The following is a 21237-nucleotide window of genomic DNA, read 5'->3' on the forward strand; positions in this document are numbered from 1 at the left end:
GGATGACGCCGAGGACCCCTGACCACGCCCTCGGAGCAGACCGTCCGGCTGATCGTCGCGGGGCGACGGAGCGTCGAACACCTTGCGGCACACGGCATCCTCCGGGCGGCCGGAGAGCCCGACACGACGCAGAACGAACCCCGCGCCGCTGTCGGCACCGTCCACGAGGGGACTCGGACGGCGAGCGGCTCCCCGTCGCGGTCCGCTCAGGTCGGCAGCACCGAGGCGTGGCCCGCCTCGGCCCCCACCCGTACCAGGGGCCCCTGGTACGGGTCCTGGGCGACGTGGACGACCTGATCGGAGCCTGCGGTGATCTGAACGCGATACGGCGCGTGCTCCTCGGCGATCCAGGCGGTCACGTCGCCCTGGCCCGACACCGCCGACAGCGAGGCGAACGGCGCGGTGGTGTGCACCGTGACGTCGCCCCAGTACGTCTCCAGCATGATGCGCTCGGCATCGACGTCGCTGACCTCGATGTCGCCGGTATGGGCCGCGATCAGCACCTCCCCCGCGAGGCCTTCGGCGAAGACCTCGCCGTCCGAGGTTCGGACGGTCAGCGGCGCCATCGTGTCCACGACGCTCACGCTGCCCGTGCCCGTCTCGACGTCGACCTCGACGCCGGCAGGGAGCCGGATCAGATAGTCGGTCGCGCAGAAGTCGTACATGTGCACCGGGCAGGACTCGGTGATGCTCAGTGTCTCGTCCGACTCGGTGACCTCGGACCAGGTCTGCGGGGTCGAGGCGTCGCTGTGCCAGGTGCGGATGATCTCCGTCGTGGTCGCCTCCTCCGACGCCTCGACGCGGACGTCACCCGAGTCGATGATCATCGTCAGTCTTCGGATGTCGCCGGAGTGGCTCACGGTCGTGGTCTCACTGGTCTGGGTGAGCACCGCGAGTCCGTACATGCCGCCGGAGACCACCATCATCAGCGCGACGAACGACCCGCCGATCAGCCAGGCGGGCCGGGCCAACCAGGCCAGGTCGGGTCTCGGCCGCGCCCGTCGGCTCGTCACGTCGCTCATCCCTCGCTCCTGATCGTGTGTGGTCGTCGTCGACCATCCCGCCCGGCCGTGCCTCGATGACGGCCCGACTCCGGCGTCGCGGGCCGGCTCGGCATGCCGCACGGGCGGCCCGCGACGTCACCCCTCGGGGACGCCGTGGTTGCGGAGGTACTCCAAAACAGCCCGGACGCGCCGATGTTCATGGTCCTGGTGACCGAGGTCGAGCCGCGTGAAGATGCCGTTGATGTGCTTCTCGATCGCGCGTTCGGTGATCATCAGGCGTTCGGCGATGCCTGCGTTGTTCAGGCCCTGGGCCATCAGGCCCAGCACCTCCAGTTCGCGCGGACTCAGCCTGCCCAGCCTGGCGTCGTCCCGATTGCGCGTGAGCAGCTGCGCGATGACCTCCTGGTCGAAGGCGGTGCCGCCCGCGACCACCCGGCGCAGCGCGGCGAGGAAGTCGTCCAGGTCGACAACCCGGTCCTTGAGCAGATAGCCGACTCGGGTCGCGCCGCCGGTGATCAGCTCCGCCGCGTACCGGCCGACCACGTACTGTGAGAGCACCACCACCGCGATGTCGGGATGCCGACGACGAATCTCCACGGCGGCATGAATCCCCTCCTCGGAGAAGCCGGGCGGCATCCGTACGTCCACCAGACACAACTCCGGGCGGAGGTCTTCGACGCTGCGGAGCAGCGCGTCCGCGTCACCGACGTCCGCCACGACGTCGATCCCCTCGTCCCGCAGTAGACGCAGCAACCCGGTACGCAGCAGCACCGAGTCCTCGGCGATCACCACGCGCATCGTCTCACGCCTCCCAGGGCAGGTCGACCGTGACGACCGTGGGTCCGCCGGGCGGGCTGGACAGCGCCAGTTCGCCGTCCACGGCCCACACCCGGTCGATCAGCCCGGCCAGCCCGCCGCCCGGTGCACCGTCCACCGTGGCACCGCCCACGCCGTCGTCGGCGATTCGAATCCACAGCCGTTCGCCGTCGCGGTGCAGCCGGACGGAGGCGGTGGTGGCCTCGGAGTGCTTGGTGATGTTGGTCAGCGCCTCGGACACCACGAAGTAGGCGACGCCCTCGGTGCGGGCCGAGGGACGCGAGTCCAGCTCGACGTCCAGGCCGACGGGAACGGCGCAGCGGCTCGCGACGGCGGGCAGGGCGCCGTCCAGCCCGTGGTCGGTGAGGATCGCGGGATGCAGTCCGCGTGCCAGGTCCCGTAGCTCGGTCATCGCGGCCTTGGCCTCCTGGTGGGCCTCCGCCAAGAGCACCTCGGCGGCGGCGGTGTCCTTGCCGATCCTGGCTCGTGCCCTGGTGAGGGTCATGGTCACGGACAGCAGCCGCTGCTGGGCCCCGTCGTGCAGGTCACGCTCCAGCCGCCTGCGCTCGGCCTCGGCGGCGTCGACCATCCGGAGCCTGCGCTCCCGAAGCTCCTCGACCTGTCGGCGCAGCGCCCGCATCTTGTTGCGAAGCACCATCCTTCGCAGCAGCAGCACCTCGATCATGGCGAATCGCCGGGCCAGCCAACCGCTCACGACGAGCCCGACCACCCCGCCGCCGAGGCTCAGGACGATCTGCCTGCTGTCCGCACCACCGGACGCGACGAGCAGCACGCCGTGGCCGAGGTAGGCCGTCGAAGCCGAGAGGGCGAACAGCAGCACGGCACCGGAGGTGATCCCCCACCCCACCTGGACGAGGGTGTAGGCCAGTGCGGTCAGCGCCCGTCGATTCAGCCCGCGCCGCAGCAGACCCTGCCGCCGTGTCCTCGGGACGAGGTCGTCCTCCGGCAGCCGTTCCCGGTCCAGCCCGGTGAGGTCGAGTCCGAGGACGGCGCTGATCCGATGCAGCTCGATCCACTCCACGCCCAGTGCCGCCCAGCAGGCCGCCGCGGCGATCGGGATGCCGACGAACAGCAGCGGGACCAAGAGCACGCCGAGGGCGAACACGAGCAGGACCACCAGGTAGCACAGGGACAGCGCGAGCGTGGTCAGGCAGTGGACGATCGCCACGAGACTGTCCAGGACGCCGCGGGCGCCCGTGCCGGGTCGTCGACTCGACCGGGCGGCGCTCTCGATCACGTGCGGCTCCTTGTCTGTGATGACCATCGTGAATCTAGAGGCGGGTGGGACGGCCGGACAGCGGGGAGGCACCACAGGTGGGGTGGTGGTAGCACCACCCCGCCTTGGGGTGGTGTCGTCATCGACCAGGAACCTCTGCCGCTCATAGCGTTTCCCTGGAGCCGGTGAGGGGAGCGAACAGATGATCGGGTTGCGAGAGCGCACCGAGGAGGGCTGTTCCGGCGAGGCACGCGCGGTCGATCCGACGGAGCGGGCCTGGCGTCGGGTCGGGCCGGGCGGAACCGCCGAGTGGTTGCCGCACCAGGACGGCGCGGGCGACAGACGGACGACGACGCCGTCGGTCCGGTCTGGGTGGGAAGCAGGCTCTGCGGCCTCGTCGTCACCCGGCGGCGCGCCAGGACCGATGAAGGGAGCGGAAACCGCGTCCCGACGCGCCCCCGCCGTGATGTTGCTGATCGCAGCGGTCCTTCTGATGTATCAGGATCAGCCGTTCGCCCTCCTGTACGGGGCGGCGACCTGGCTGGGCGCGCTGGTCGCTCCGGGTGCGGGCGGCACCGATCAGGGCTGGTGGGTGTTGGTGTTCGGCATGGACCTGCCGGAACTCGCGTTCACCGGCCTGCCGCTGGCGGCGCTGCTGCTCTATGCGGTTCTCACCCGGCGCCGTTGACGGATCACTCCTGGGGGCCTGCCGTCGTCGGGGCCCGTGCCGCAGGGCCGACCGTCGCGCCACCCCGTGTCGGCGGCATGCCGGACCGGCCTGCTCCGCCCGTCCCGCCGACTGCCGCGCAGCGGGCCACCACGACCGCCTGCCTGCGCCGCGCCCGCCGGTCGGGTCTCGCCTCTCGCGTCAGCCGTGGTCGGCGGCGCGGGCCGACGTCGCCGCATCACGCGGGCCTCATCGTCACCGAGGCCGGTATGACATCGCCGTCCTCAGCGCACCTTGTTGAGTACCGCGAGGGCGTCTCGCACGGCCAGCCCCACCTCGTGACGCGCCCGGATCGCGGCTCGGGCCTCGGCGTCGAGCCGGGTCTCCGCGGGCAGCCCCGTCGATCGACGGGCCCGCTGCTGATCCACCTGCCAGGCCAGCACCTGCTCGTACACCGGGGAACCCCGATCCAGCGCCACCTCGTGGCCCGCCTCGGCCTCGGCCAGCGCTCTGCGCAGGGCCTCGGAGTCGTTCAGTCCTGCGCCCTCGGCCATGCCCCGGACCAGTTCGATCAGCTCACCGCGTGACGTCGGCCTGCTCTTCTCCGCAAGCCTGGCCGCCGCCTCGGGGGCGTGCGGCTCGAGGGCGGCGAGTCGCAGCGACGGACGGGCGTCGGGTAGCGGAGCGTGGAAGGGCACGGTGAGCAGATGTCCGGTGGTGTCGGCCTCCGTCAGTCGCACACCGGTCAGGCGTTCGACGAGTGCCAGCGCCGCCGAGTCCGGGTCGACGGCGGGAGCCGCGGCGCCTCGGCCCTGGTCGTGCAGGCCGACCGAGGCCATCGCATCCACCAGGGCGTCCGGCTCGGCGCCCCAGCGGCGGTCGGGGGCGAGCTGGTCGAAGCAGGTGCGCACCACGCCGTCCACCGCGTGCGTGATCTGACCGGTGTCTCCCGCATCCCGGAACACCGACACGGCCTCCCCGCCGGTCGAGAGACCCCGCAGCACCTCCCGCCGGGTGCCCTGGAAGCCGTCGATCTCCATCAGCACCGTCCAGGAGCCGAGCCGCACCGCGCGCGCCACCTCGGGGTAGCCCAGGTCGAAGGACCTGGTCAGCTCAAGCCCTCGCTCCTGGGTCGCCACGACGATGTCGTCCTCGACGCCGCCGAGCAGGCACAGGGCCTGCTCGGGCAGCGTCTCGCGCACGAAGGAGAAGCAGAACCCCGGCCTGCCGCCCGTTCCGGCGGGCCAGCTGTGCTCGGCCTGGGTTCTGGTCTCGTCGTTCATCTGCGTGTTCTCCAGGATCGCGGTGGCCGGTCGGCACCGGCCCGCCAAGGCGTGGTCGTGCGCGAGGATAGTGCCGACTGGACTACTGTTCGTCGCCGGCCGTCGTGCGCGGCTGCTCCGAGTGGACCAGCCCGGTGCTCTCCTCTGCGGGGGTGGCGGACCCGACGACAGCACCGGCCACCGGCCCCGGCGCGTCCTCGGAATCCGAGGATGCACCCGGCTGTCCCGGTGCCGCTGTCGGCGTCCCGGTCGAGTCGCCGTGCAGGCCGGGCGCGGTGGCGGCCAGCGGCTTCTCCTTGAGGAACAGCGCCAGCACGGTCCCGAAGAGGAACACCGGTACCAGGTAAAGGAACACCGGGGTGAGAGCGTTCGCATAGGAGACGACGAATGCGTCCTGGAGGGGTTCTGGCAGCCCGGCCACGATGGCGGGAGTGATCGACTCCACATGCGGGACCTCGATGTCGGCTCCCTGCGGGAGGTTCTGGTCCAGCTGCGCGGTGAGCCTGCTGCTGAACAGCGATCCGACCACCGACACGCCCAGCGTGGCGCCGATCTCGCGGAAGAAGTTGTTGCTGGAGGTCGCGGTGCCGATCTCGGCGGGGCTCACCGAGTTCTGCACGGCCAGGACCAGGACCTGCATCACCAGGCCGATGCCGAAGCCGACGAGGGCGAGGTACAGACAGACCAGGGCCACCGGGTCGTCGATCTCCATCGTCGACAGCAGGAACAGCGCCACCGTCGTGATCGCGGTGCCCACGATGGGGAAGACCTTGTAGCGCCCGGTCTTGCTGATCGCGAAACCGGAGCCGATGCCGGAGATCAGCATGCCCACGACCATCGGGATGACGAGCAGACCGGACTCCGTCGCGCTGGCGCCGTAGACCATCTGCAGGTAGGTCGGGATGTAGCTGATCGCCGCGAACATCCCGAGGCCGACCAGCAGGCCGAGGATCGTGGAGACGGTGAAGATGCTGTTGCGGAAGAGCCGCAGCGGGATGACCGGGTCGGCGGCGAACCGTTCGGCAAGGCAGAACAGTGCACCCGCGATGACGGTGCCCGCCGCGAGCCCCAGGATCTGCGGCGAACCCCATTCGTAGCGGGTGCCGCCCCAGCTTGCGAACAGCGTCAGACACGTCACCGCGATCGCCATGAGGCCGATGCCGAGGAAGTCCACCTGGACCCGGCTGCTGCGCTTGGGCAGCCGGATGCCGAGCCAGGAGATCACCAGCGCCGCGATGCCCAGCGGCAGGTTGATCCAGAAGGCCCAGCGCCAGCTCGAACTGTCGGTGAAGTACCCGCCGAGCAGCGGCCCGACGACGGCCGAGACACCGAAGATCGCCCCCATCGGCGCCATGAACTTGGCGCGCTGGCGGGCGGGGACCAGGTCGGCGATGATCGCCTGCGACATGATCATCAAGCCGCCGCCGCCGATGCCCTGCAGTCCGCGGAAGGCGATGAGCTGCCCCATGTTCTGCGCGAACCCGCACAGGGCCGACCCGAGGACGAACAGCACGATGGCGCCGAGGAAGAGATTGCGTCGGCCGAGCAGGTCGCCCATCTTGCCGTAGACCGGCATCGCGATCGTGACCGCGAGGATGTAGGCGGTGACCACCCACGCCATCGCGCTGACCCCGTCGAGCTCCCCGACGATGGTGGGCAGCGCGGTGGCGATGATGGTCTGGTCGAGGGCGGCCAGCAGCATCACGACCATCAGGGCCGCATAGATCCAGCCGAAGCCCTGGACCGGCCGCTCCGACTCGTTCTGCTTCTCCGGCGGCGGCGGAGGGGACTCCACGACGGTCTGACTCACGAGATTCTCCTGTTCGGACACGACGAGACGCGTCGGTGGATCACGACGCGAGGACTTGCCTGCTGCGACGGCATCGGCGCGGGATCGCCGACCACGACGAGGATCGGCGGAGGGGTTCAGGACACGATCGATGCCCACAGCGCGCGGAGATCGGCCAGTGCACGGGCGACCTCGGCGGCGGGGGAGGAGTCGAAGTCTCGGGACCAGCGCTCCATGCCCACCCGGACGGCGGCGAGCACGACGGCGGCGGCGAGCCGGGCGGTGTCGTCCTCGTCGTCGAGGCCGAGGCGCGCGCCGAGCAGTTCACCGAGCTCGAGTTCGAACTGGTGGAACCGCTGCAACTGGAGCGGCACGAGCTGCGGGTTGTCCCGGACGACCTGATGGAAGGACTCCATCGTGGCCCGCCTGGCCTCGATCTCGTCGCTCTGCGCCGCGAAGAGTGACGTCAGATCGGCCAGCACGTCGCCGGTGCCCGCCACGAACAGCGCCCTGGCCTGCTCGGGAATCGGCGGCGGACCCTGGATGAGCGCCGTCTCCTTGCTGGGGAAGTAGTTGAAGAAGGTACGGACGGACACGCCCGCGCGGGTGCTGATCTGCTCGACGGTGACGCGGTCGAAGTCGTGCTCGAGTACGAGGGCCAGCGCGGCCTGCTGGATGCGGTCACTTGTCTCGCGTCGGCGCCGCGCCCGCAATCCCTCACCCGTGGTGCTGTCCCCCATGACGTCAAGCGTGCACGACATGCAGATTCTGCACAACCTGCAAATCTCACCCTAATGAGTGAGTGCGAACACGTTGTGGGGGCTGATTGACCAGGTCTCGGCCGATCTGGTGGCACTCTGTCGCATCTACGGTGGGGTGCCTCGGCCGTTCGTGGCGGCTGCTCGTCCGGCTCGGCGCAGAACGACCTCGGCTCGACCCAGTGGAGTTCCGATGCGGCCGGGCGGTGGTTGGCTCGCGACGGCCCCGCGGTCCGTGCAGACGTCGGCCACCGGCGGGGCCCTGCGGGGCGGGTCAGACCTCAGCGGTCGGCGGCGCCTCGGGGCGGGCGGGCAGCAGGCGGGGGATCGCGCGGACGTAGACCACCATGCCCACCACCTCCACCAGGGTCTGTGCGACCACGACCAACGCCGCGACGGCCAGCGCGTCGGGCAGCGCCAGTGCCAGGGGCAGCACGACAAGGGAGTTCCTGGTCGCGCCGCTGAACACGACCGCCCGGCCGGACCGCGCGTCCAGCCGGAAGAGCCGGACCACGGCGAGCCCGGCGAAGGGCATCGCCACCAGGAAGGCCAGGTAGAACGGCACCACGACGATCACGCCTGCGAGATCGCCGCTGAGGGCAGGCACCTGCGAGGCCACCACCGTCGCCAGGGTCGCCGCCATCAGCGGCACCATCGCGGCGCTCGCGCCTGCCTGGACGGCCTGCCCGGCGGGCCTGCGAGCGGCCCAGGCCTGCGTGAGCCAGGCCGCCGCGAGGGGGATGACGATCAACACGACGAACGCCTGCACGAACGGTCCGACCTCCACCACATCGGCGAGGTCCGGGCCGAGGAACAGCAGGAGGAACAGCGGCAGCAGCGCCATCTGCAGCACCAGCAGCAGCGGCGTGGCCGCCAGCAGTCGTCGGCCGCTGCCGCCCGCCAGGCCGCAGAACACGATCACGTAATCCACGCACGGGGTCAGCAGCACCAGCAGCACGCCGAGGCGGATCGCCTGGTCGGCGGGCAGCAGCAGGAACATCGCGGCGACCACCAGCGGCACCACTGCGAAGTTCACCACCAGCGTGGCGGCGAGGAAGCGTCCTGCCCGGAAGGACCGCAGCAGTTCGGTCGAGGGCACCTGAAGGAAGGTCACGTACAGCAGGGCGCCCAGCACCGGGTTGATCGCGTGTTCCAGCGGAGGCCCGACGGAGGGGACGGTCCAGCCTGCGATCGCGCCCGCCGCCATCGCCGTCAGATAGACGGCGACCTGGTGCCGCTCCATCCGCGCGACCAGTACTGCCGCATCTCCTGCCACGTCGAGAACTCCTCGTTCGCCGTCCGGCCTGCTGCCGGGCGGATGATCCGTCCCGGCGCCGATCGACGTTCGACCCTGGTCGGGTCATCCGGTGCTCGGCTGGTGTTTCGCCGCGTCGGTCGACGGCGGCCGTGGTGACGCAGGGGGATGTGTCCGCCGCCGTCTCCTCGCCGCGCTCGCCTCCACAGTCGATGTCTGATCTGGCTCCGCGCCGGGCCTGCGTGTGGAGGGTAGAGCGCCGGGATCATCCGGGGTCCGAGCGCTGGAGGGGCCGTGCGGGGCGGCGCGACCGATCGTCGGCCGACACGATGATCCCCATTGCTTCAGCGATGATGAAAATTAATGCGAAGGATCACCCGTGATCAGCTTCGCCAACGACACGGCTCGCGAGACGACGCCGCGCACTACGGAGACTGCGACCTTCTCGGTCGCCCGGCCGCTCGCTGCGATGCACACGGTCGGCACGGCCGCGCTGGCCCCGCAGGGGCGGCCGAGCGGGTCGCCGCCTACGTCGAGGCCGGGGCCGACGAGCTCGGTTTCGCGGTCGACGGCGGCGACTACCTGCGTCAGGTGGAGTTGATCGCCGAGATTCGCTCCCGACTCTGACTCCGGGTCTCGCCAGGGCCTCGCCCCGGGCGGTCGCCGAGATCCGGCCTGCCTCCCGACGGGATGCGGCTGATCGGTCCGACCCGACTGCGCCCGGACCCGGCTCGCCGTGACGAGTCGAGGACGGCGACGACCAGATCGCGAGACGGCGGGCGACCCGGCAGCCTGGTCGTCGCCCGTCGCGCATAGGGTCGAACGCATGGAAACCTGGTCGTCGGCCCCGGTGCCCGCCCTGCCCGGCACACCTCGTCCCCTGCGGCTCTACGACACCGCCTCGGCGCAGGTGCGACCCACCGCGCCGTCCGCGACCGCCCGGATGTACGTCTGCGGCATCACTCCGTACGACGCGACGCATCTGGGTCACGCCGCCACCTACCTGACCTTCGATCTGGTGCACCGGATCTGGCTCGACAACGGTCACGACGTCCATTACGTGCAGAACGTCACCGACGTCGACGACCCGCTGCTGGAGCGGGCGATCCGGGACCAGACGGACTGGGTGGTCCTCGCCATGCGCGAGACGGCGTTGTTCCGCGAGGACATGGAGGCCCTGCGAGTCCTGCCGCCCCGGCACTACATCGGCGCGGTGGAGTCGGTGCCAGAGATCTCGGAGGCCGTGCTCGAACTCCTGGCCTCCGGAGCGGCCTACCGAGTCGACGACGAGGAGTACCCGGACGTCTACTTCGACCACCGCGCCAGCGGGCATTTCGGCTACGAGTCGAACTACGACGAGGCGCAGATGCTCGGCTTCTTCGCAGAGCGCGGCGGCGACCCGGATCGCAAGGGCAAGCGGCACCCCCTGGACGCCTTGCTGTGGCGGACGGCCCGGCCGGACGAGCCGTCCTGGGAGTCCGAGCTGGGGCCGGGCAGGCCCGGCTGGCACGTCGAGTGCTCGGTGATCGCCCGCAGACATCTCGGCATGGGCTTCGACGTCCAGGGCGGCGGCTCGGACCTGATCTTCCCGCATCACGAGTACAGCGCCGCCCACGCGGAGGCGTTGACCGGTGAGCGGCCGTTCGCCCGGCACTACTCCCATACCGGCATGGTGGGCCTGGACGGCGAGAAGATGTCCAAGTCGCGTGGCAACCTCGTGTTCGTGTCCCGGCTTCGTGGTGACGGCGTCGACATGGCGGCGTTGCGGCTGGCCCTGTTGGACTCGCACTACCGCAGCGACCGGATGTGGACCGACGCGGTGCTCGACGCAGGCCGGGCGCGCGCCGAGCGGTGGCGTGCTGCGGTCGCGCTGGCCGAGGGGCCGCCTGCCGAGCCCGTCCTGGCTCGCCTGCGGGATCACCTCTCCGATGATCTCGACACGCCGAGGGCATTGGCCGCGCTCGACGCCTGGGCCGACGGGGCCCTGACCCGCCGAGGCACCGACCCGGCCGCGCCTGCGCTGATCAGACAGTCCGTCGACGCGTTGCTCGGCGTCGCCCTGTAACGCACCCTGGCCGCCGTCGCATCTGTTCGCTTCGGCGGGACCCTCGCCGGCCCGGAGCCAGGTCACCGCAGGCCGGGCAGGGCGGTCGTGCCGCGCCTTGACACCGGGCGAGGTGCGGGCTGCGGCGAGGAGCACCTACCTCGCGGTGTCAGGGCCTCGGGACGGCAGCGGAGGTGTCACCCTCGGTGTTTTCGATCATTCGGCCTCGCGACCCTCCGTCGTGGGCGGCCGGGGCGGGGCGCCTGCCGAGGCGACGGCGGACGCGGCCAGCGCGTCGGTGACCGCCGAGTCCGGGTCGGCCTCGATGACCTCCTCGGGGCTCTTGAACAGCGCGGTCATCATCGCGGGCAGCCGGGCGCCGGTCTCACGGAGATACCCGAAGCGGGTACCGCCCGGGTTGGTCTGGCCGGACTCGTGCGGAACGCCGTGGACGTCGAGCCCGGCCGACCTGCACAGGGCCACCGCGCGGGGCAGGTGGAACCGCTGGCTGATCACGATCAGCTCCCGCACGCCGTAGACGTCTCGCGTGCGCACGCACGACTCCCAGGTGTCGTTGCCCGACGGGTCTTCGACGATCGCCTCCTGAGGGACACCGCGTTGGACGAGATAGTCCCGCATCGTGCCCGGCTCGTCGTAGTCGCCGGGGCCGACGCTGCCGCTGAGCAGCAGCACACGCACGACGCCCTCGTGGTAGAGCTCGGCCGCCACGTCGAGCCGCCCGGCGAGCAGCCGGGACGGTCTGCCCTCTGGACGCACGCCCGCACCGAGGACCAGCGCGACATCCGTCTCCGGTGCGTCGTCGGGGTCGACGATCCGGCCTGCGCTGCTGCCGTAGGCCCAGGCCGCGGGGGTGCCCAGCAGTACCGCCAGGGCGGCTGTGCCCGCCAGTGCCCATCGCCAACGCCGTCGCATGGTGCCCGCCCCTCGTGAGAAGTCCTACGAGATCGATTAAACCCATGCCCGTTCGTTCGCGCTCTGTGTGCCTGGCGACATTCATGATCTTGTGCGGACCGCGGGCTGCGGATGGTCGGGCAGGCACGCCCGGTGGGTGTGCGTGCTCGTGCGGTGTCGCCGCCGATCCGACCGGCCCGGCTGCCGGCAGGACTACCCTGGAACTCGGCCGGGTCGACGGTGCCGGAGCCCGGTGCGTCGGATGTCTTCTCGGCGAAAGACGGGACTGTCGGCGTCGGCGCGGGCGGTCCGCCCGAGGCGGGTCGAATCGCGTGCGGGCTGCGCGAGGTCCCGCCCGCCCAGACCGCGCTGCCGGGCCCGGGGCGGTGTGCCGACGGCAGGCCGCCGGTGGGACGACGACCACTGGTGCTTCCGGCCGCACGCGGCGTGTCACCCGGGTGACAACGATCGCCGACCGTAGCCGGCTCGGCAACACAGGGCAGACCATGGAGATCTTCTGCTCATCCCCCCGGCCGGCCAGGCCGATAAGCGAGGGGTTGGTTCACCTGCGATGACGTTCACAGCGGACGGCCGACGGATCACGCCCATCGCCACCGGTGCCAACGGTGGCCTTTCGGGTGGACTCCCTGTTCAGCGACCGCCGTCGGTGGAACCGCTCACCTTCGGTGTCGAGGAGGAGTTCTTCCTCGTCGACAGCCGTACGGGGCGGTGCACCACGGGGGCTGCCGAAGTACTTCGGACGGCGCGTGCGGGGGAGGTCGAGTACGCGGCCGAGATCACCGAGTTCCAGGTGGAGTCGGTCTCCCCGGTGTGCCGGACCGCCGACGAGCTGGCGGGGCGCCTGGGCCAGGGCCGTCGAGAACTGGTCGCCGCCGCGCAGCGGGCGGGACAGACGTTACTGGCCTGCGGCGTGCCGATTCACGAGCCGAGCCTCCCGTACGCGCTCACCGAGACCCGTCGGTACCGACGCATCGCCCATGAGCTGGGCGGAGTCATGGAGAGCCTGCTCACCTGCGGCTGTCATGTGCACATCGGGATGCCCGACCTCGATCACGCGGTCGCGGTGAGCGATCAGCTCCGCGCCTTCCTGCCGGGTCTGCTCGCCCTGAGCGCCAATTCGCCGTACTTCCGAGGGCGCGACTCCGGACACGCCAGCTGGCGCAGCGTCCTGTGGCGGCAGGTGCCCTCCGGCGGCCCGCCGCCGATGTTCGGCTCGGTGGCGGAGTACCAGGCTGCGGTGCGGGAGCTGTTGCGCTCGGGTGCCGCGCTGGACCAGGGGATGGTCTATTGGATGATCCGGCCCTCCTCTCATCTGCCCACCATCGAGATCCGCGTGGCCGACGTCATGCCCACCGTCGAGGACGCGGTGCTCTTCGCGCTGGTCGTGCGGGGCCTGGCCGCGACCGCGCTGGCCAGGATCGACGCAGGCCTGCCCGCGCCGCCTGCCGCCGATTCGACGCTGCGGCTCGCGCTCTGGCGGGCCGCGCGCGACGGGGTGGACGGCATGGGCCTCGATCCGGCGACCGGGGAGCTGCTGCCCGCGAGACTGTTGATCGACCGGATGCTCGCCTGGGCACGGCCCGGACTGGTCGCGATGGGCGACGAGCTCCTCGTGGCGGAGCTGCTCGCCTCGGTTCGGCGGCGGGGTTCGGCGGCCGCCCGCCAGCGCGCCGCCTTCGGCAGGCGGGGGTCCTCTCGGGATCTCGTCGACTTGCTGGCGGGCCGGGCCGCGACGGCGGACGAGGAGCAGGCGGCCCTGCGGCGCCGCCGGACTGAGGAGTCCGCAGCGCCGATCGACTAGAGTGCTGGACGTTTGTCCAGGATTCAGGAGCGTCGCCGTGGGTTACCTGCTGTTGTCCTTCGCCATCGTGACCGAGGTGACGGCGACGATCTCGTTGCGACTGTCCGAGGGGTTCACCAGACTGATCCCGTCGATCATCACCGTGGTCGGCTATGCCACCGCGTTCTTCCTGCTCTCGAGGACCCTGATCCACGGGGTTCCGCTCGGGATCGCCTACGGGATCTGGGCGGGCGCCGGGGTCGCCCTGGTCGCGGTGATCGGCGCGGTCTTCCTCGGTGACGGGATGACCTGGGTGCAGAGCCTGGGGATCGTGGCGATCATCGGGGGAGTCCTCGCCTTGGAGCTGGGGGCCGCCCATTGATCGCCGCCGACCCGGCCTGGCGCCCGACGGCCGTCGCGCCGGTGGGCTTTCGCACGTGGTGAACCTCCGAGGTCCTCAGGCGGTCGCGGCGGGCCGGTGTCGGCCCGGCCTGCCGCGGACTGCGCTGTCTGCCCGGAGCGCCGGGCCGTCTCGCAGTCGTCGGGGCCGACACCGCCGCTGAGTAGCAGCAGGCGCACGACGTCGTCGTGGCAGGAGCCCGGCCTGGCCGTGTCGAGTTGCCCTGCGAGCAGCCGGGACGGTCTCAGACGGAGCCGCCTGCTCAGCCGGCCCGCCCGCTCGGCCGACCCGCCGCTCAGACGGAGCCGCCTGCCTTGCCGCCGGAGCCCCAGCCGCCACGGTGTCGTCGCCGCAGATAGCGCTCGAACTCGGCGGCGATGGCGTCGCCGTTGGCCTCGGTGAGGGTGATCTCGTCCCCGCGCTCTTCGAGGGCGCGTACGTAGTTGGCGACGTCCTCGTCCTCGTCGGCCATCTCCGAGACGGTCTGCTCCCATTCCTCGGTCTGCTCGGGGAGGCTGCCGACCGGAACCTCGATGTCGAGGACGTCCTCTACGCGGCGAAGCAGGGCCAGTGTCGTCTTGGGCGCGGGTGCCTGCGAGACGTAGTGCGGCACCGCGGCCCAGAAGGAGACGGCGGGAATGCCTGCCTGCACGCAGTAGTCGTGGAACACCGCAAGGATGCCCGAAGCGCCTTCGTATCGAGAGCGTTCGAGGTTGAAACGCGTCGCGGCCTCGCTGTCATAGGCGCTGCCGGTGATCGGCACCGGCCGGGTGTGCGCGGTGTCGGCGAGAAGGGAGCCGAGGGTGATGACGGTCGTGACGCCGAGCTTCTCGATCTCCTGGACGAGGCGGGCGCAGAACGATCGCCAGCGCATGTTCGGCTCGATACCGTGGAGCAGAACGACGTCACGGGCTGCACCCGGAGGACGGCAGACAGTCATCCTCGTCGTAGGCCACTCAACTCGTCGGGTGACACCGTCCACCAGGTGGATGGTGGGTCGAGTCACCGTGAAGTCGTAGTAGTCATCGGGATCGAGCTCGAACAGGGGGGTGGCATCCCAGGCGAGTTGTAGGTGCTCGATAGCGGTACTAGCCGCGTCACCAGCGTCGTTCCAACCCTCGAACGCGGCCACGAGTACCGGATCGGTCAGGGTCGGCGGCGTCGCCTCAGCCTCGTCAGCGCTCAATTCCGGGTCGGTCACCGCTCAAGACTACGACCCTGGCCCTAGGCTGAAGACCGTAGGCTGGGCGCATGTCGGATCGTGTCACGTCGCCGTTTCTGGACGCCCTCTCCGCCCGGGTCCTGGTTGCCGACGGGGCCATGGGGACGATGCTGCAGTCCTGGCCGCTCACACTGGATGATTTCGCGGGGCTGGAAGGCTGTAACGAAATCCTCAATGTCACTCGGCCGGATGTCGTTCGCGCGGTGCACCGAGGATATCTTGAGGCCGGTGCCGATGCAGTCGAGACCAATACCTTCGGGGCAAACCTCGCCAATCTGGCTGATTACGACATTGCCGACCGTATTCGAGAACTGGCGCATACCGGTGCGGCCCTGGCGCGGGGGGCGGCCGACGAGTTCAGTTCGGCGGAGAAGCCGAGGTTCGTGCTCGGCTCGGTCGGTCCGGGGACCAAACTGCCCACGCTCGGGCACGTCACCTACGCGACGCTGCGCGACTCCTATGCCGAACAGACACGGGGGCTGCTCTCCGGCGGCTCCGACGCCATCCTGATCGAGACCTGTCAGGACCTGCTGCAGACCAAGGCGGCCGTGCTCGGGGCGCGGCGGGCCATGCTCGACGAGGGCATCACCGTCCCGGTGATCGCCCAGGTCACCGTGGAGACCACCGGGACCATGCTGCTCGGCAGCGAGATCACCGCCGCCCTGGTCGCACTCGAACCGCTGGGGATCGACCTGATCGGCCTGAACTGTGCCACCGGTCCGGCCGAGATGAGCGAGCACCTCCGCCAGCTGTCCCAGTACGCCAGGATTCCGCTGTCGGTGATGCCCAACGCGGGACTCCCGCAGCTCGGTCCCGACGGCGCCGAGTATCCGCTGGGCCCGGAGGAGCTGGCCCAGGCCCTCGCGGGCTTCGTGACGGAGTTCGGGGTCGGCTTCGTCGGCGGCTGCTGCGGCACGACCGGCGCGCACATCTCGGCGGTCGTGGACGCCGTCGCCGGGCTCACCCCTGCGCCGCGCAGGCCTCGCCCCGAACCGGGGGTGGCCTCGCTCTACCAGGCGGTGCCCTTCCGGCAGGACGCCAGCGTCCTGATGATCGCCGAGCGCACCAACGCCAACGGTTCGAAGGCCTTCCGGGAGGCGATGCTCGACGGCCGCTTCGACGACTGCGTCGAGATCGGCCGCGCGCAGACCAGGGAGGGCGCTCACCTGCTCGATCTCTGTGTCGACTACGTCGGCCGCGACGGAGCGGCCGACATGAGCGAACTCGCGGGCAGGCTCGCCACCGCGTCCACGCTGCCGGTCATGCTCGACTCCACCGAGCCGGAGGTGCTGCGCGCGGGGCTGGAACGCCTCGGCGGGCGCTGCGTCGTCAACTCGGTGAACTACGAGGACGGCACGGGGCCGACCTCCCGCTTCCACCGGACCATGGAGCTGGTCTCCGAACACGGCTCCGCCGTCGTGGTCATGTGCATCGACGAGGAGGGACAGGCCCGCACCGCCGAGGGGAAGGTGCGGATCGCCACCCGGATCCTCGACGACCTGACCACGAACTGGGGAATGCGCACCGAGGACGTGATCGTCGACTGCCTCACCTTCCCGATCTCCACCGGTCAGGAGGAGGTCCGGCGCGACGGCGTGGAGACCATCGAGGCCATCCGCGAACTCAAGCGTCTGCATCCTGCGGTGCAGACCACGCTCGGCATCTCCAACATCTCCTTCGGACTGAACGCCGCCGCGAGGCAGGTGCTCAACTCGGTGTTCCTGCACGAGTGTGTGGAGGCCGGGTTGGACACCGCCATCGTTCACGCGTCGAAGATCCTCCCGATGGCACGGATTCCCGACGAGCACCGGGAGGTCGCGCTCGACCTGGTCTACGACCGCAGGCGGGAGGACTACGACCCGTTGCAGCGGCTCATGGAGCTCTTCGAGGGGGCCACCGCGTCCTCCGCGCGGGCCTCCAGGGCCGAGGAGCTGGCCGCTCTGCCGTTGTTCGACCGGCTGCAGCGGCGCATCGTCGACGGCGAGCGCAAGGGATTGGAGGCCGACCTGGAGGCGGCCCTCGTCGAGCGCCCCGCGTTGGCGATCATCAACGACACGCTGCTCTCCGGGATGAAGACCGTCGGCGAGCTGTTCGGCTCCGGCCAGATGCAGCTGCCGTTCGTGCTCCAGTCCGCCGAGGTGATGAAGACCGCCGTCGCCCACCTCGAACCGCACATGGAGAAGAGCGACTCCGACGGCAAGGGCCGCATCGTGCTCGCCACCGTCAAGGGCGACGTGCACGACATCGGCAAGAACCTGGTGGACATCATCCTGTCCAACAACGGGTACCAGGTCGTGAACCTGGGCATCAAGCAGCCGATCAACGCCATCCTCGACGCCGCCGAGGAGCACCGGGTGGACGTCATCGGCATGTCCGGCCTGCTGGTGAAGTCGACGGTGATCATGAAGGAGAACCTTCAGGAGATGAACACCAGGGGAGTGGGCGAACGCTGGCCGGTGCTGCTGGGCGGCGCCGCACTGACCCGCTCCTACGTGGAGAACGACCTCTCCGAGGTCTACTCCGGACACGTCAGCTACGCCAGGGACGCCTTCGAGGGCCTGCGGCTGATGGACCGGATCATGACCAGGAAGCGGGGCGGCCTGGTGATCGCCGACCCCGAGGAGGAGGCCAGGATCGCCGAGCGTCGCGCCCGACACGAGCGGTCCCGGCGGATCGCCGAGGAGCGCAAGGCCAAGGCCGCCGCCGTCGACGCCGAGGTGGTGCAGCCCGCGCGATCCGAGATCGCCACGGACGTCCCGGTGCCGACACCGCCGTTCTGGGGCAGCCGGGTGGTCAAGGGAATCCCGCTGGCGGGCTATGCGGCGATGCTGGACGAGCGGGCCACCTTCCTCGGCCAGTGGGGGCTGCGCGGCGTCAAGGGCGGCGGCGGGCCCAGCTACGAGGAGCTGGTGGAGACCGAGGGCCGTCCTCGGCTGCGGGAATGGCTGGACCGGCTGTCCACCGAGGGCATCCTCGCCCACGCGGCGGTGGTCTACGGCTACTTCCCGTGCGTCGCCGACGGCGACTCGGTCGTCGTGCTCACCGAGCCGAGGCCGGACGCGGCGGAGCGCTTCCGCTTCACCTTCCCCCGCCAGGCCAAGGATCGACGGCTCTGTCTGGCGGACTACTTCCGCCCGAGGGACCTGGCGATCCAGGAGGGCGTGGTGGACGTCCTGCCGCTGACCCTGGTGACCATGGGCCAGCCGATCGCCGACTTCGCCAACGAGCTGTTCGCCACCGATTCCTACCGGGACTACCTGGAGGTGCACGGCCTGGGCGTCCAGCTCACCGAGGCACTGGCCGAGTACTGGCATCGGCGCGTCCGGGAGGAGCTGCACTGGTCCTCCGGCGGCTCGCTCGCCGACGAGGACCCGGCCGAGGTCGAGGAGTACTTCCGCCTCGCCTACCGTGGGGCTCGGTTCTCCCTCGGCTACGGGGCCTGCCCCGACCTGGAGGACCGCGCGAAGATCGTGGAACTGCTCGACGCGGAGCGGATCGGCGTGAAGCTGTCGGAGGAGTTCCAGCTGCACCCGGAGCAGTCCACCGACGCGATCGTCACCCACCACCCCGAGGCCGGTTACTTCAACACCTGATCCCGCCCGGCGCACGGGGCCGAGGAGCCGCGAGGCGGTTTTCGATCCTCGGCCCCTGCCGCCGTGTGCCGGTGATCGCGACCCGAGGAGCACACGTGACCCGACCGTCCCCGCAGGACGGCCGAGCCAGGCCCGCCACCGAATCCGACGAGCGTGCCGTCGCCGAATCCCCTGCCACCCCCGCCACTCCTGTCGAGCCCGGCGGATCGACCGTCGTGGACGCCGCTCGACTGCCGTCCGCAGACGTCTCCGGCGCCGCCGTCGAGGTCGTCGAGGTCGTCGAACTCCGCGTCGCCGACGCAGCCGGTCCGGCTGATGCCGAAGAGGAGTACGGAGCGGCGGGGCGGCTCGCCGGTGGATCTGTTGTTGGGGAGTTCGCCGGTGGATCTGCTGGGGAGTTCGGCGCTGGAGCCCCGGGGGAGTTCGGCGTTGGATCCGTTGGGGAGTTCGCCGCTGGATCTCATGGGGAGTTCGCCGCTGGATCCGTTGGGGAGCTCGCCGCTGGATCTCCTGGGCGGCTCGCCGCCGTCTTCTGGGATATGGACGGCACCCTGCTCGACTCCGAGAAGCTCTGGGCGATCGCCCTGGAGCAGACCGCGGCCGAGCTGGGCGGCGTGATCAGTGCCGAGGCCAGAGCCGCGATGGTGGGCTCGAACATGAGCAACAGCATGGGAATCCTGCTCGGCGACCTCGGCCTGCCGGTGACGCCCGAGTCGGTCGCCTCGGCCGGGACCAGGGTCGCCGACCTCACCAGGGAGCTGTTCCGCACCGATCTGCTCTGGCGGCCCGGTGCGCAGGAAGCGCTGCACGCCGTCCACGACGCCGGCGTGCCGATGGCGCTGGTGACCTCCACGATCCGCTCGCTGGGCGAGGTCGCGCTCAAGACCGTCGGCTCCGAACTGTTCGCCGCCGCGGTCTTCGGCGACGAGGTGCCGCACAACAAGCCGCACCCGGCCCCGTATCTCCAGGCCGCCGCCGCGCTCGGAGTGAATCCCGCCGACGCCGTCGCCGTCGAGGACTCGCCGGTCGGTGTCGCCTCGGCGGTGGCGGCGGGGTGCACGGTGCTCGTCGTGCCCTGTGAGGTGCCCGTCGAGTCAGGGGAGCGCCGCGTGCTGCGGGAGTCGCTCGTCGGTGTCGATCCCGTCCTCCTCTCGGAGCTGCTGCCTGCCATGACGTCCTGAGTCGCCGACGTCGAGCGGTCCCCGGTCACGGCGTGAGCCGGTGGTCTCGCTGCCCCCGAATGCTCCGAAGGTCACCGGGCCAGGGGGCCTGCTGATCGAGGTCGCTGGGGAGACTCGGCCTGCCTGCGGCCGGGCGGCGGCAGGCAGGCAGGCAGGGCGGTGCAGAGAGTGGGCGGCAGCTGAGCGCGGCTGCGGGTGAGACTGCCGGGCGCTCGGCGTCGCCGACCACGCCATACCGACCCCGGCCGTTACCGATGCTGTCCCGCCGCCACTGCCGGGCCAGACTGCCGACCCGACCCCCCGACACCGACACCGACTACCCGACACAGCCGCCCGGCGCGGAGCGGGGCCGGGGACCCGGCTCGACTAGACCGCTGCCCGCACCGCTGCGGCGAACTCGTAGTCCTGTCGCCAGCCCGCCCCGGTCGGCGCGAGAACGACCCGCTCGGTGCCTGCGGCGGCGTACGCCGCGAGCTGGTCTGCGGCCTGCCTCGGATCGGTGCCCAGCACGGGAGCGACGACCGCCGCGCGCGGGCTCGGCCGACCGTGCTCCTCGGCCAGCTCGGTCAGGGAGACGAGAGCCGAGGCCACCTGCTCCACGGACATTCCGATGGACAGCCAGCCGTCGCCGAACTCCGCCGCCCGACGCAGAGCCCGTCTCCCGTTGCCCGCGACCAGCACGGGCGGCAGGGTCGATCCCGGAGCCAGGGTCACCGCCGTCCCGTCGTCGAGGACGGTCGCCGCTCCGGTGATCAAGCCGGGCAGCACCCGCAGCGCCTCGTCGGTGCGCGCGCCCCTGTCCTGGAAGGACACCCCCGCCGCTCGCCAGCCGATGTCGCCGTGCTCGGGATTGCCGGTGCCCACGCCGAGCACGATGCGGTCGCCCGACAGCAGTTGCAGCGTGCTGACCTGCTTCGCCGCCCAGGCGGCGGGCCGGAGCGCGGGCAGCAGCACGCCGAAGCCGAGGGTGATCCGCTCGGTCACCGCCGCCGCGGTGGCCAGCACCACCGTGCTGTCCATGATCGGAGCGCTCGCCACCAGGTGGTCGGTGGACCAGACCGAGTCGAGACCGGCCTCCTCGGCGAATCGTGCGCTCTCCCGGATCTCGACCGAGATCGGCTGCCCTGGGCGGGGCGACGAGGACGGAAGAAACACACCTGTCTCGATGGTCATGTCGTGTGACAACAGCCGCACGCGTCGGCCTGTTCCCCCGGGCATCGGGCCTGCGGCGATCGGTGGGCAGGCGCCGCAGGCCCACCCGGCGAGGCGTGCACC

16 protein-coding genes and 1 pseudogene are annotated in these 21237 nt (G+C 70.8%); 7 read left to right on the forward strand and 10 right to left on the reverse strand.

Features of this window, described 5'->3' with window-relative positions:
• Positions 1-206: 206 nt before the first annotated feature.
• The 3 genes from UA75_RS14220 to UA75_RS14230 form a co-directional block, all read right to left on the reverse strand.
• Positions 207-1022 carry a DUF4097 family beta strand repeat-containing protein gene (locus UA75_RS14220; RefSeq protein WP_075740645.1) on the reverse strand — a complete coding sequence of 272 codons (816 nt, stop codon included), beginning with the start codon at positions 1020-1022 and terminating at the stop codon, positions 207-209.
• A gap of 117 nt (positions 1023-1139) precedes the next feature.
• Positions 1140-1802 (reverse strand): response regulator transcription factor, encoded by a 663-nt coding sequence (locus UA75_RS14225; RefSeq protein WP_075740646.1) that lies wholly within the window; start codon positions 1800-1802, stop codon positions 1140-1142.
• A gap of 4 nt (positions 1803-1806) precedes the next feature.
• Positions 1807-3078, reverse strand: a complete 1272-nt coding sequence (locus tag UA75_RS14230; RefSeq protein WP_198043023.1) for a sensor histidine kinase — start codon at positions 3076-3078, stop codon at positions 1807-1809.
• A gap of 181 nt (positions 3079-3259) precedes the next feature.
• On the opposite strand from UA75_RS14230, the gene UA75_RS14235 reads away from it, so the two are divergent.
• The gene (locus UA75_RS14235) at positions 3260-3745 is read left to right on the forward strand and encodes a hypothetical protein (protein ID WP_075740648.1); all 486 of its coding nucleotides are present in this window, start codon (positions 3260-3262) and stop codon (positions 3743-3745) included.
• Between the two features lie 263 nt (positions 3746-4008).
• Here UA75_RS14235 and UA75_RS14240 read toward each other — a convergent pair whose 3' ends face one another.
• The 4 genes from UA75_RS14240 to UA75_RS14255 form a co-directional block, all read right to left on the reverse strand.
• The gene (locus tag UA75_RS14240) at positions 4009-5007 is read right to left on the reverse strand and encodes a DUF6461 domain-containing protein (RefSeq protein WP_157434174.1); all 999 of its coding nucleotides are present in this window, start codon (positions 5005-5007) and stop codon (positions 4009-4011) included.
• 82 nt (positions 5008-5089) lie between these two features.
• Entirely contained in the window at positions 5090-6817 is a 1728-nt protein-coding gene (locus UA75_RS14245; RefSeq protein ID WP_232237756.1) for an MDR family MFS transporter, read from the reverse strand.
• 116 nt (positions 6818-6933) lie between these two features.
• Positions 6934-7536, reverse strand: coding sequence for a TetR/AcrR family transcriptional regulator (locus tag UA75_RS14250; protein WP_198043024.1), 603 nt, complete (start codon positions 7534-7536; stop codon positions 6934-6936).
• A 292-nt stretch (positions 7537-7828) separates the two neighbouring features.
• Positions 7829-8797, reverse strand: a complete 969-nt coding sequence (locus tag UA75_RS14255; protein WP_083683203.1) for an arsenic resistance protein — start codon at positions 8795-8797, stop codon at positions 7829-7831.
• A gap of 375 nt (positions 8798-9172) precedes the next feature.
• On the opposite strand from UA75_RS14255, the gene UA75_RS14260 reads away from it, so the two are divergent.
• Both UA75_RS14260 and mshC read left to right on the forward strand, forming a co-directional pair.
• Positions 9173-9436: a hypothetical protein gene (locus UA75_RS14260; protein ID WP_075740653.1), complete on the forward strand. Its 264-nt coding sequence runs from the start codon at positions 9173-9175 to the stop codon at positions 9434-9436.
• A 199-nt stretch (positions 9437-9635) separates the two neighbouring features.
• A complete protein-coding gene (mshC, locus tag UA75_RS14265; protein ID WP_075740654.1) occupies positions 9636-10874 on the forward strand; it encodes a cysteine--1-D-myo-inosityl 2-amino-2-deoxy-alpha-D-glucopyranoside ligase in 1239 nt (412 codons plus the stop codon).
• A gap of 195 nt (positions 10875-11069) precedes the next feature.
• Here mshC and UA75_RS14270 read toward each other — a convergent pair whose 3' ends face one another.
• Entirely contained in the window at positions 11070-11786 is a 717-nt protein-coding gene (locus UA75_RS14270; protein ID WP_075740655.1) for a vancomycin high temperature exclusion protein, read from the reverse strand.
• A gap of 646 nt (positions 11787-12432) precedes the next feature.
• On the opposite strand from UA75_RS14270, the gene UA75_RS14280 reads away from it, so the two are divergent.
• Together UA75_RS14280 and UA75_RS14285 are read left to right on the forward strand one after the other, a co-directional pair.
• Positions 12433-13587, forward strand: a complete 1155-nt coding sequence (locus tag UA75_RS14280; protein ID WP_198043025.1) for a glutamate--cysteine ligase — start codon at positions 12433-12435, stop codon at positions 13585-13587.
• Between the two features lie 37 nt (positions 13588-13624).
• Positions 13625-13948: a DMT family transporter gene (locus UA75_RS14285; protein WP_075740657.1), complete on the forward strand. Its 324-nt coding sequence runs from the start codon at positions 13625-13627 to the stop codon at positions 13946-13948.
• 313 nt (positions 13949-14261) lie between these two features.
• Here the strand turns inward: UA75_RS14285 and UA75_RS14290 are convergent, their stop codons facing one another.
• Complete coding sequence (locus UA75_RS14290) at positions 14262-15167, reverse strand: PAC2 family protein (RefSeq protein ID WP_075740658.1); 906 nt, start codon at positions 15165-15167, stop codon at positions 14262-14264.
• A gap of 50 nt (positions 15168-15217) precedes the next feature.
• Here UA75_RS14290 and metH point away from each other — a divergent pair, with 50 nt between their 5' ends.
• Together metH and UA75_RS14305 are read left to right on the forward strand one after the other, a co-directional pair.
• On the forward strand, positions 15218-18781 hold the full coding sequence (gene metH, locus UA75_RS14295; RefSeq protein WP_075740659.1) for a methionine synthase: 3564 nt from the start codon (positions 15218-15220) through the stop codon (positions 18779-18781).
• Between the two features lie 518 nt (positions 18782-19299).
• A pseudogene (locus tag UA75_RS14305) lies at positions 19300-19962 on the forward strand (HAD family hydrolase); the annotation flags it as partial.
• Between the two features lie 366 nt (positions 19963-20328).
• On the opposite strand, the gene UA75_RS14310 reads toward UA75_RS14305, so the two are convergent.
• On the reverse strand, positions 20329-21135 hold the full coding sequence (locus UA75_RS14310; RefSeq protein ID WP_075743811.1) for an LLM class flavin-dependent oxidoreductase: 807 nt from the start codon (positions 21133-21135) through the stop codon (positions 20329-20331).
• Positions 21136-21237 lie beyond the last annotated feature (102 nt).

It is taken from the genome of Actinoalloteichus sp. GBA129-24 (genome assembly GCF_001941645.1).
Lineage (GTDB): Bacteria > Actinomycetota > Actinomycetes > Mycobacteriales > Pseudonocardiaceae > Actinoalloteichus_A > Actinoalloteichus_A fjordicus.

Bases quoted from the DNA above. Each gene is read 5' to 3' on its own strand.
- UA75_RS14220 (WP_075740645.1), bottom strand. From the start codon at position 1,022: ATGAGCGACGTGACGAGCCGACGGGCGCGGCCGAGACCCGACCTGGCC.
- UA75_RS14255 (WP_083683203.1), bottom strand. From the start codon at position 8,797: ATGGAGCGGCACCAGGTCGCCGTCTATCTGACGGCGATGGCGGCGGGC.
- mshC (WP_075740654.1), top strand. From the start codon at position 9,636: ATGGAAACCTGGTCGTCGGCCCCGGTGCCCGCCCTGCCCGGCACACCT.
- UA75_RS14240 (WP_157434174.1), bottom strand. From the start codon at position 5,007: ATGAACGACGAGACCAGAACCCAGGCCGAGCACAGCTGGCCCGCCGGA.
- UA75_RS14235 (WP_075740648.1), top strand. From the start codon at position 3,260: ATGATCGGGTTGCGAGAGCGCACCGAGGAGGGCTGTTCCGGCGAGGCA.
- UA75_RS14250 (WP_198043024.1), bottom strand. From the start codon at position 7,536: ATGGGGGACAGCACCACGGGTGAGGGATTGCGGGCGCGGCGCCGACGC.
- metH (WP_075740659.1), top strand. From the start codon at position 15,218: ATGTCGGATCGTGTCACGTCGCCGTTTCTGGACGCCCTCTCCGCCCGG.
- UA75_RS14270 (WP_075740655.1), bottom strand. From the start codon at position 11,786: ATGCGACGGCGTTGGCGATGGGCACTGGCGGGCACAGCCGCCCTGGCG.
- UA75_RS14225 (WP_075740646.1), bottom strand. From the start codon at position 1,802: ATGCGCGTGGTGATCGCCGAGGACTCGGTGCTGCTGCGTACCGGGTTG.
- UA75_RS14260 (WP_075740653.1), top strand. From the start codon at position 9,173: ATGCGAAGGATCACCCGTGATCAGCTTCGCCAACGACACGGCTCGCGA.
- UA75_RS14310 (WP_075743811.1), bottom strand. From the start codon at position 21,135: ATGACCATCGAGACAGGTGTGTTTCTTCCGTCCTCGTCGCCCCGCCCA.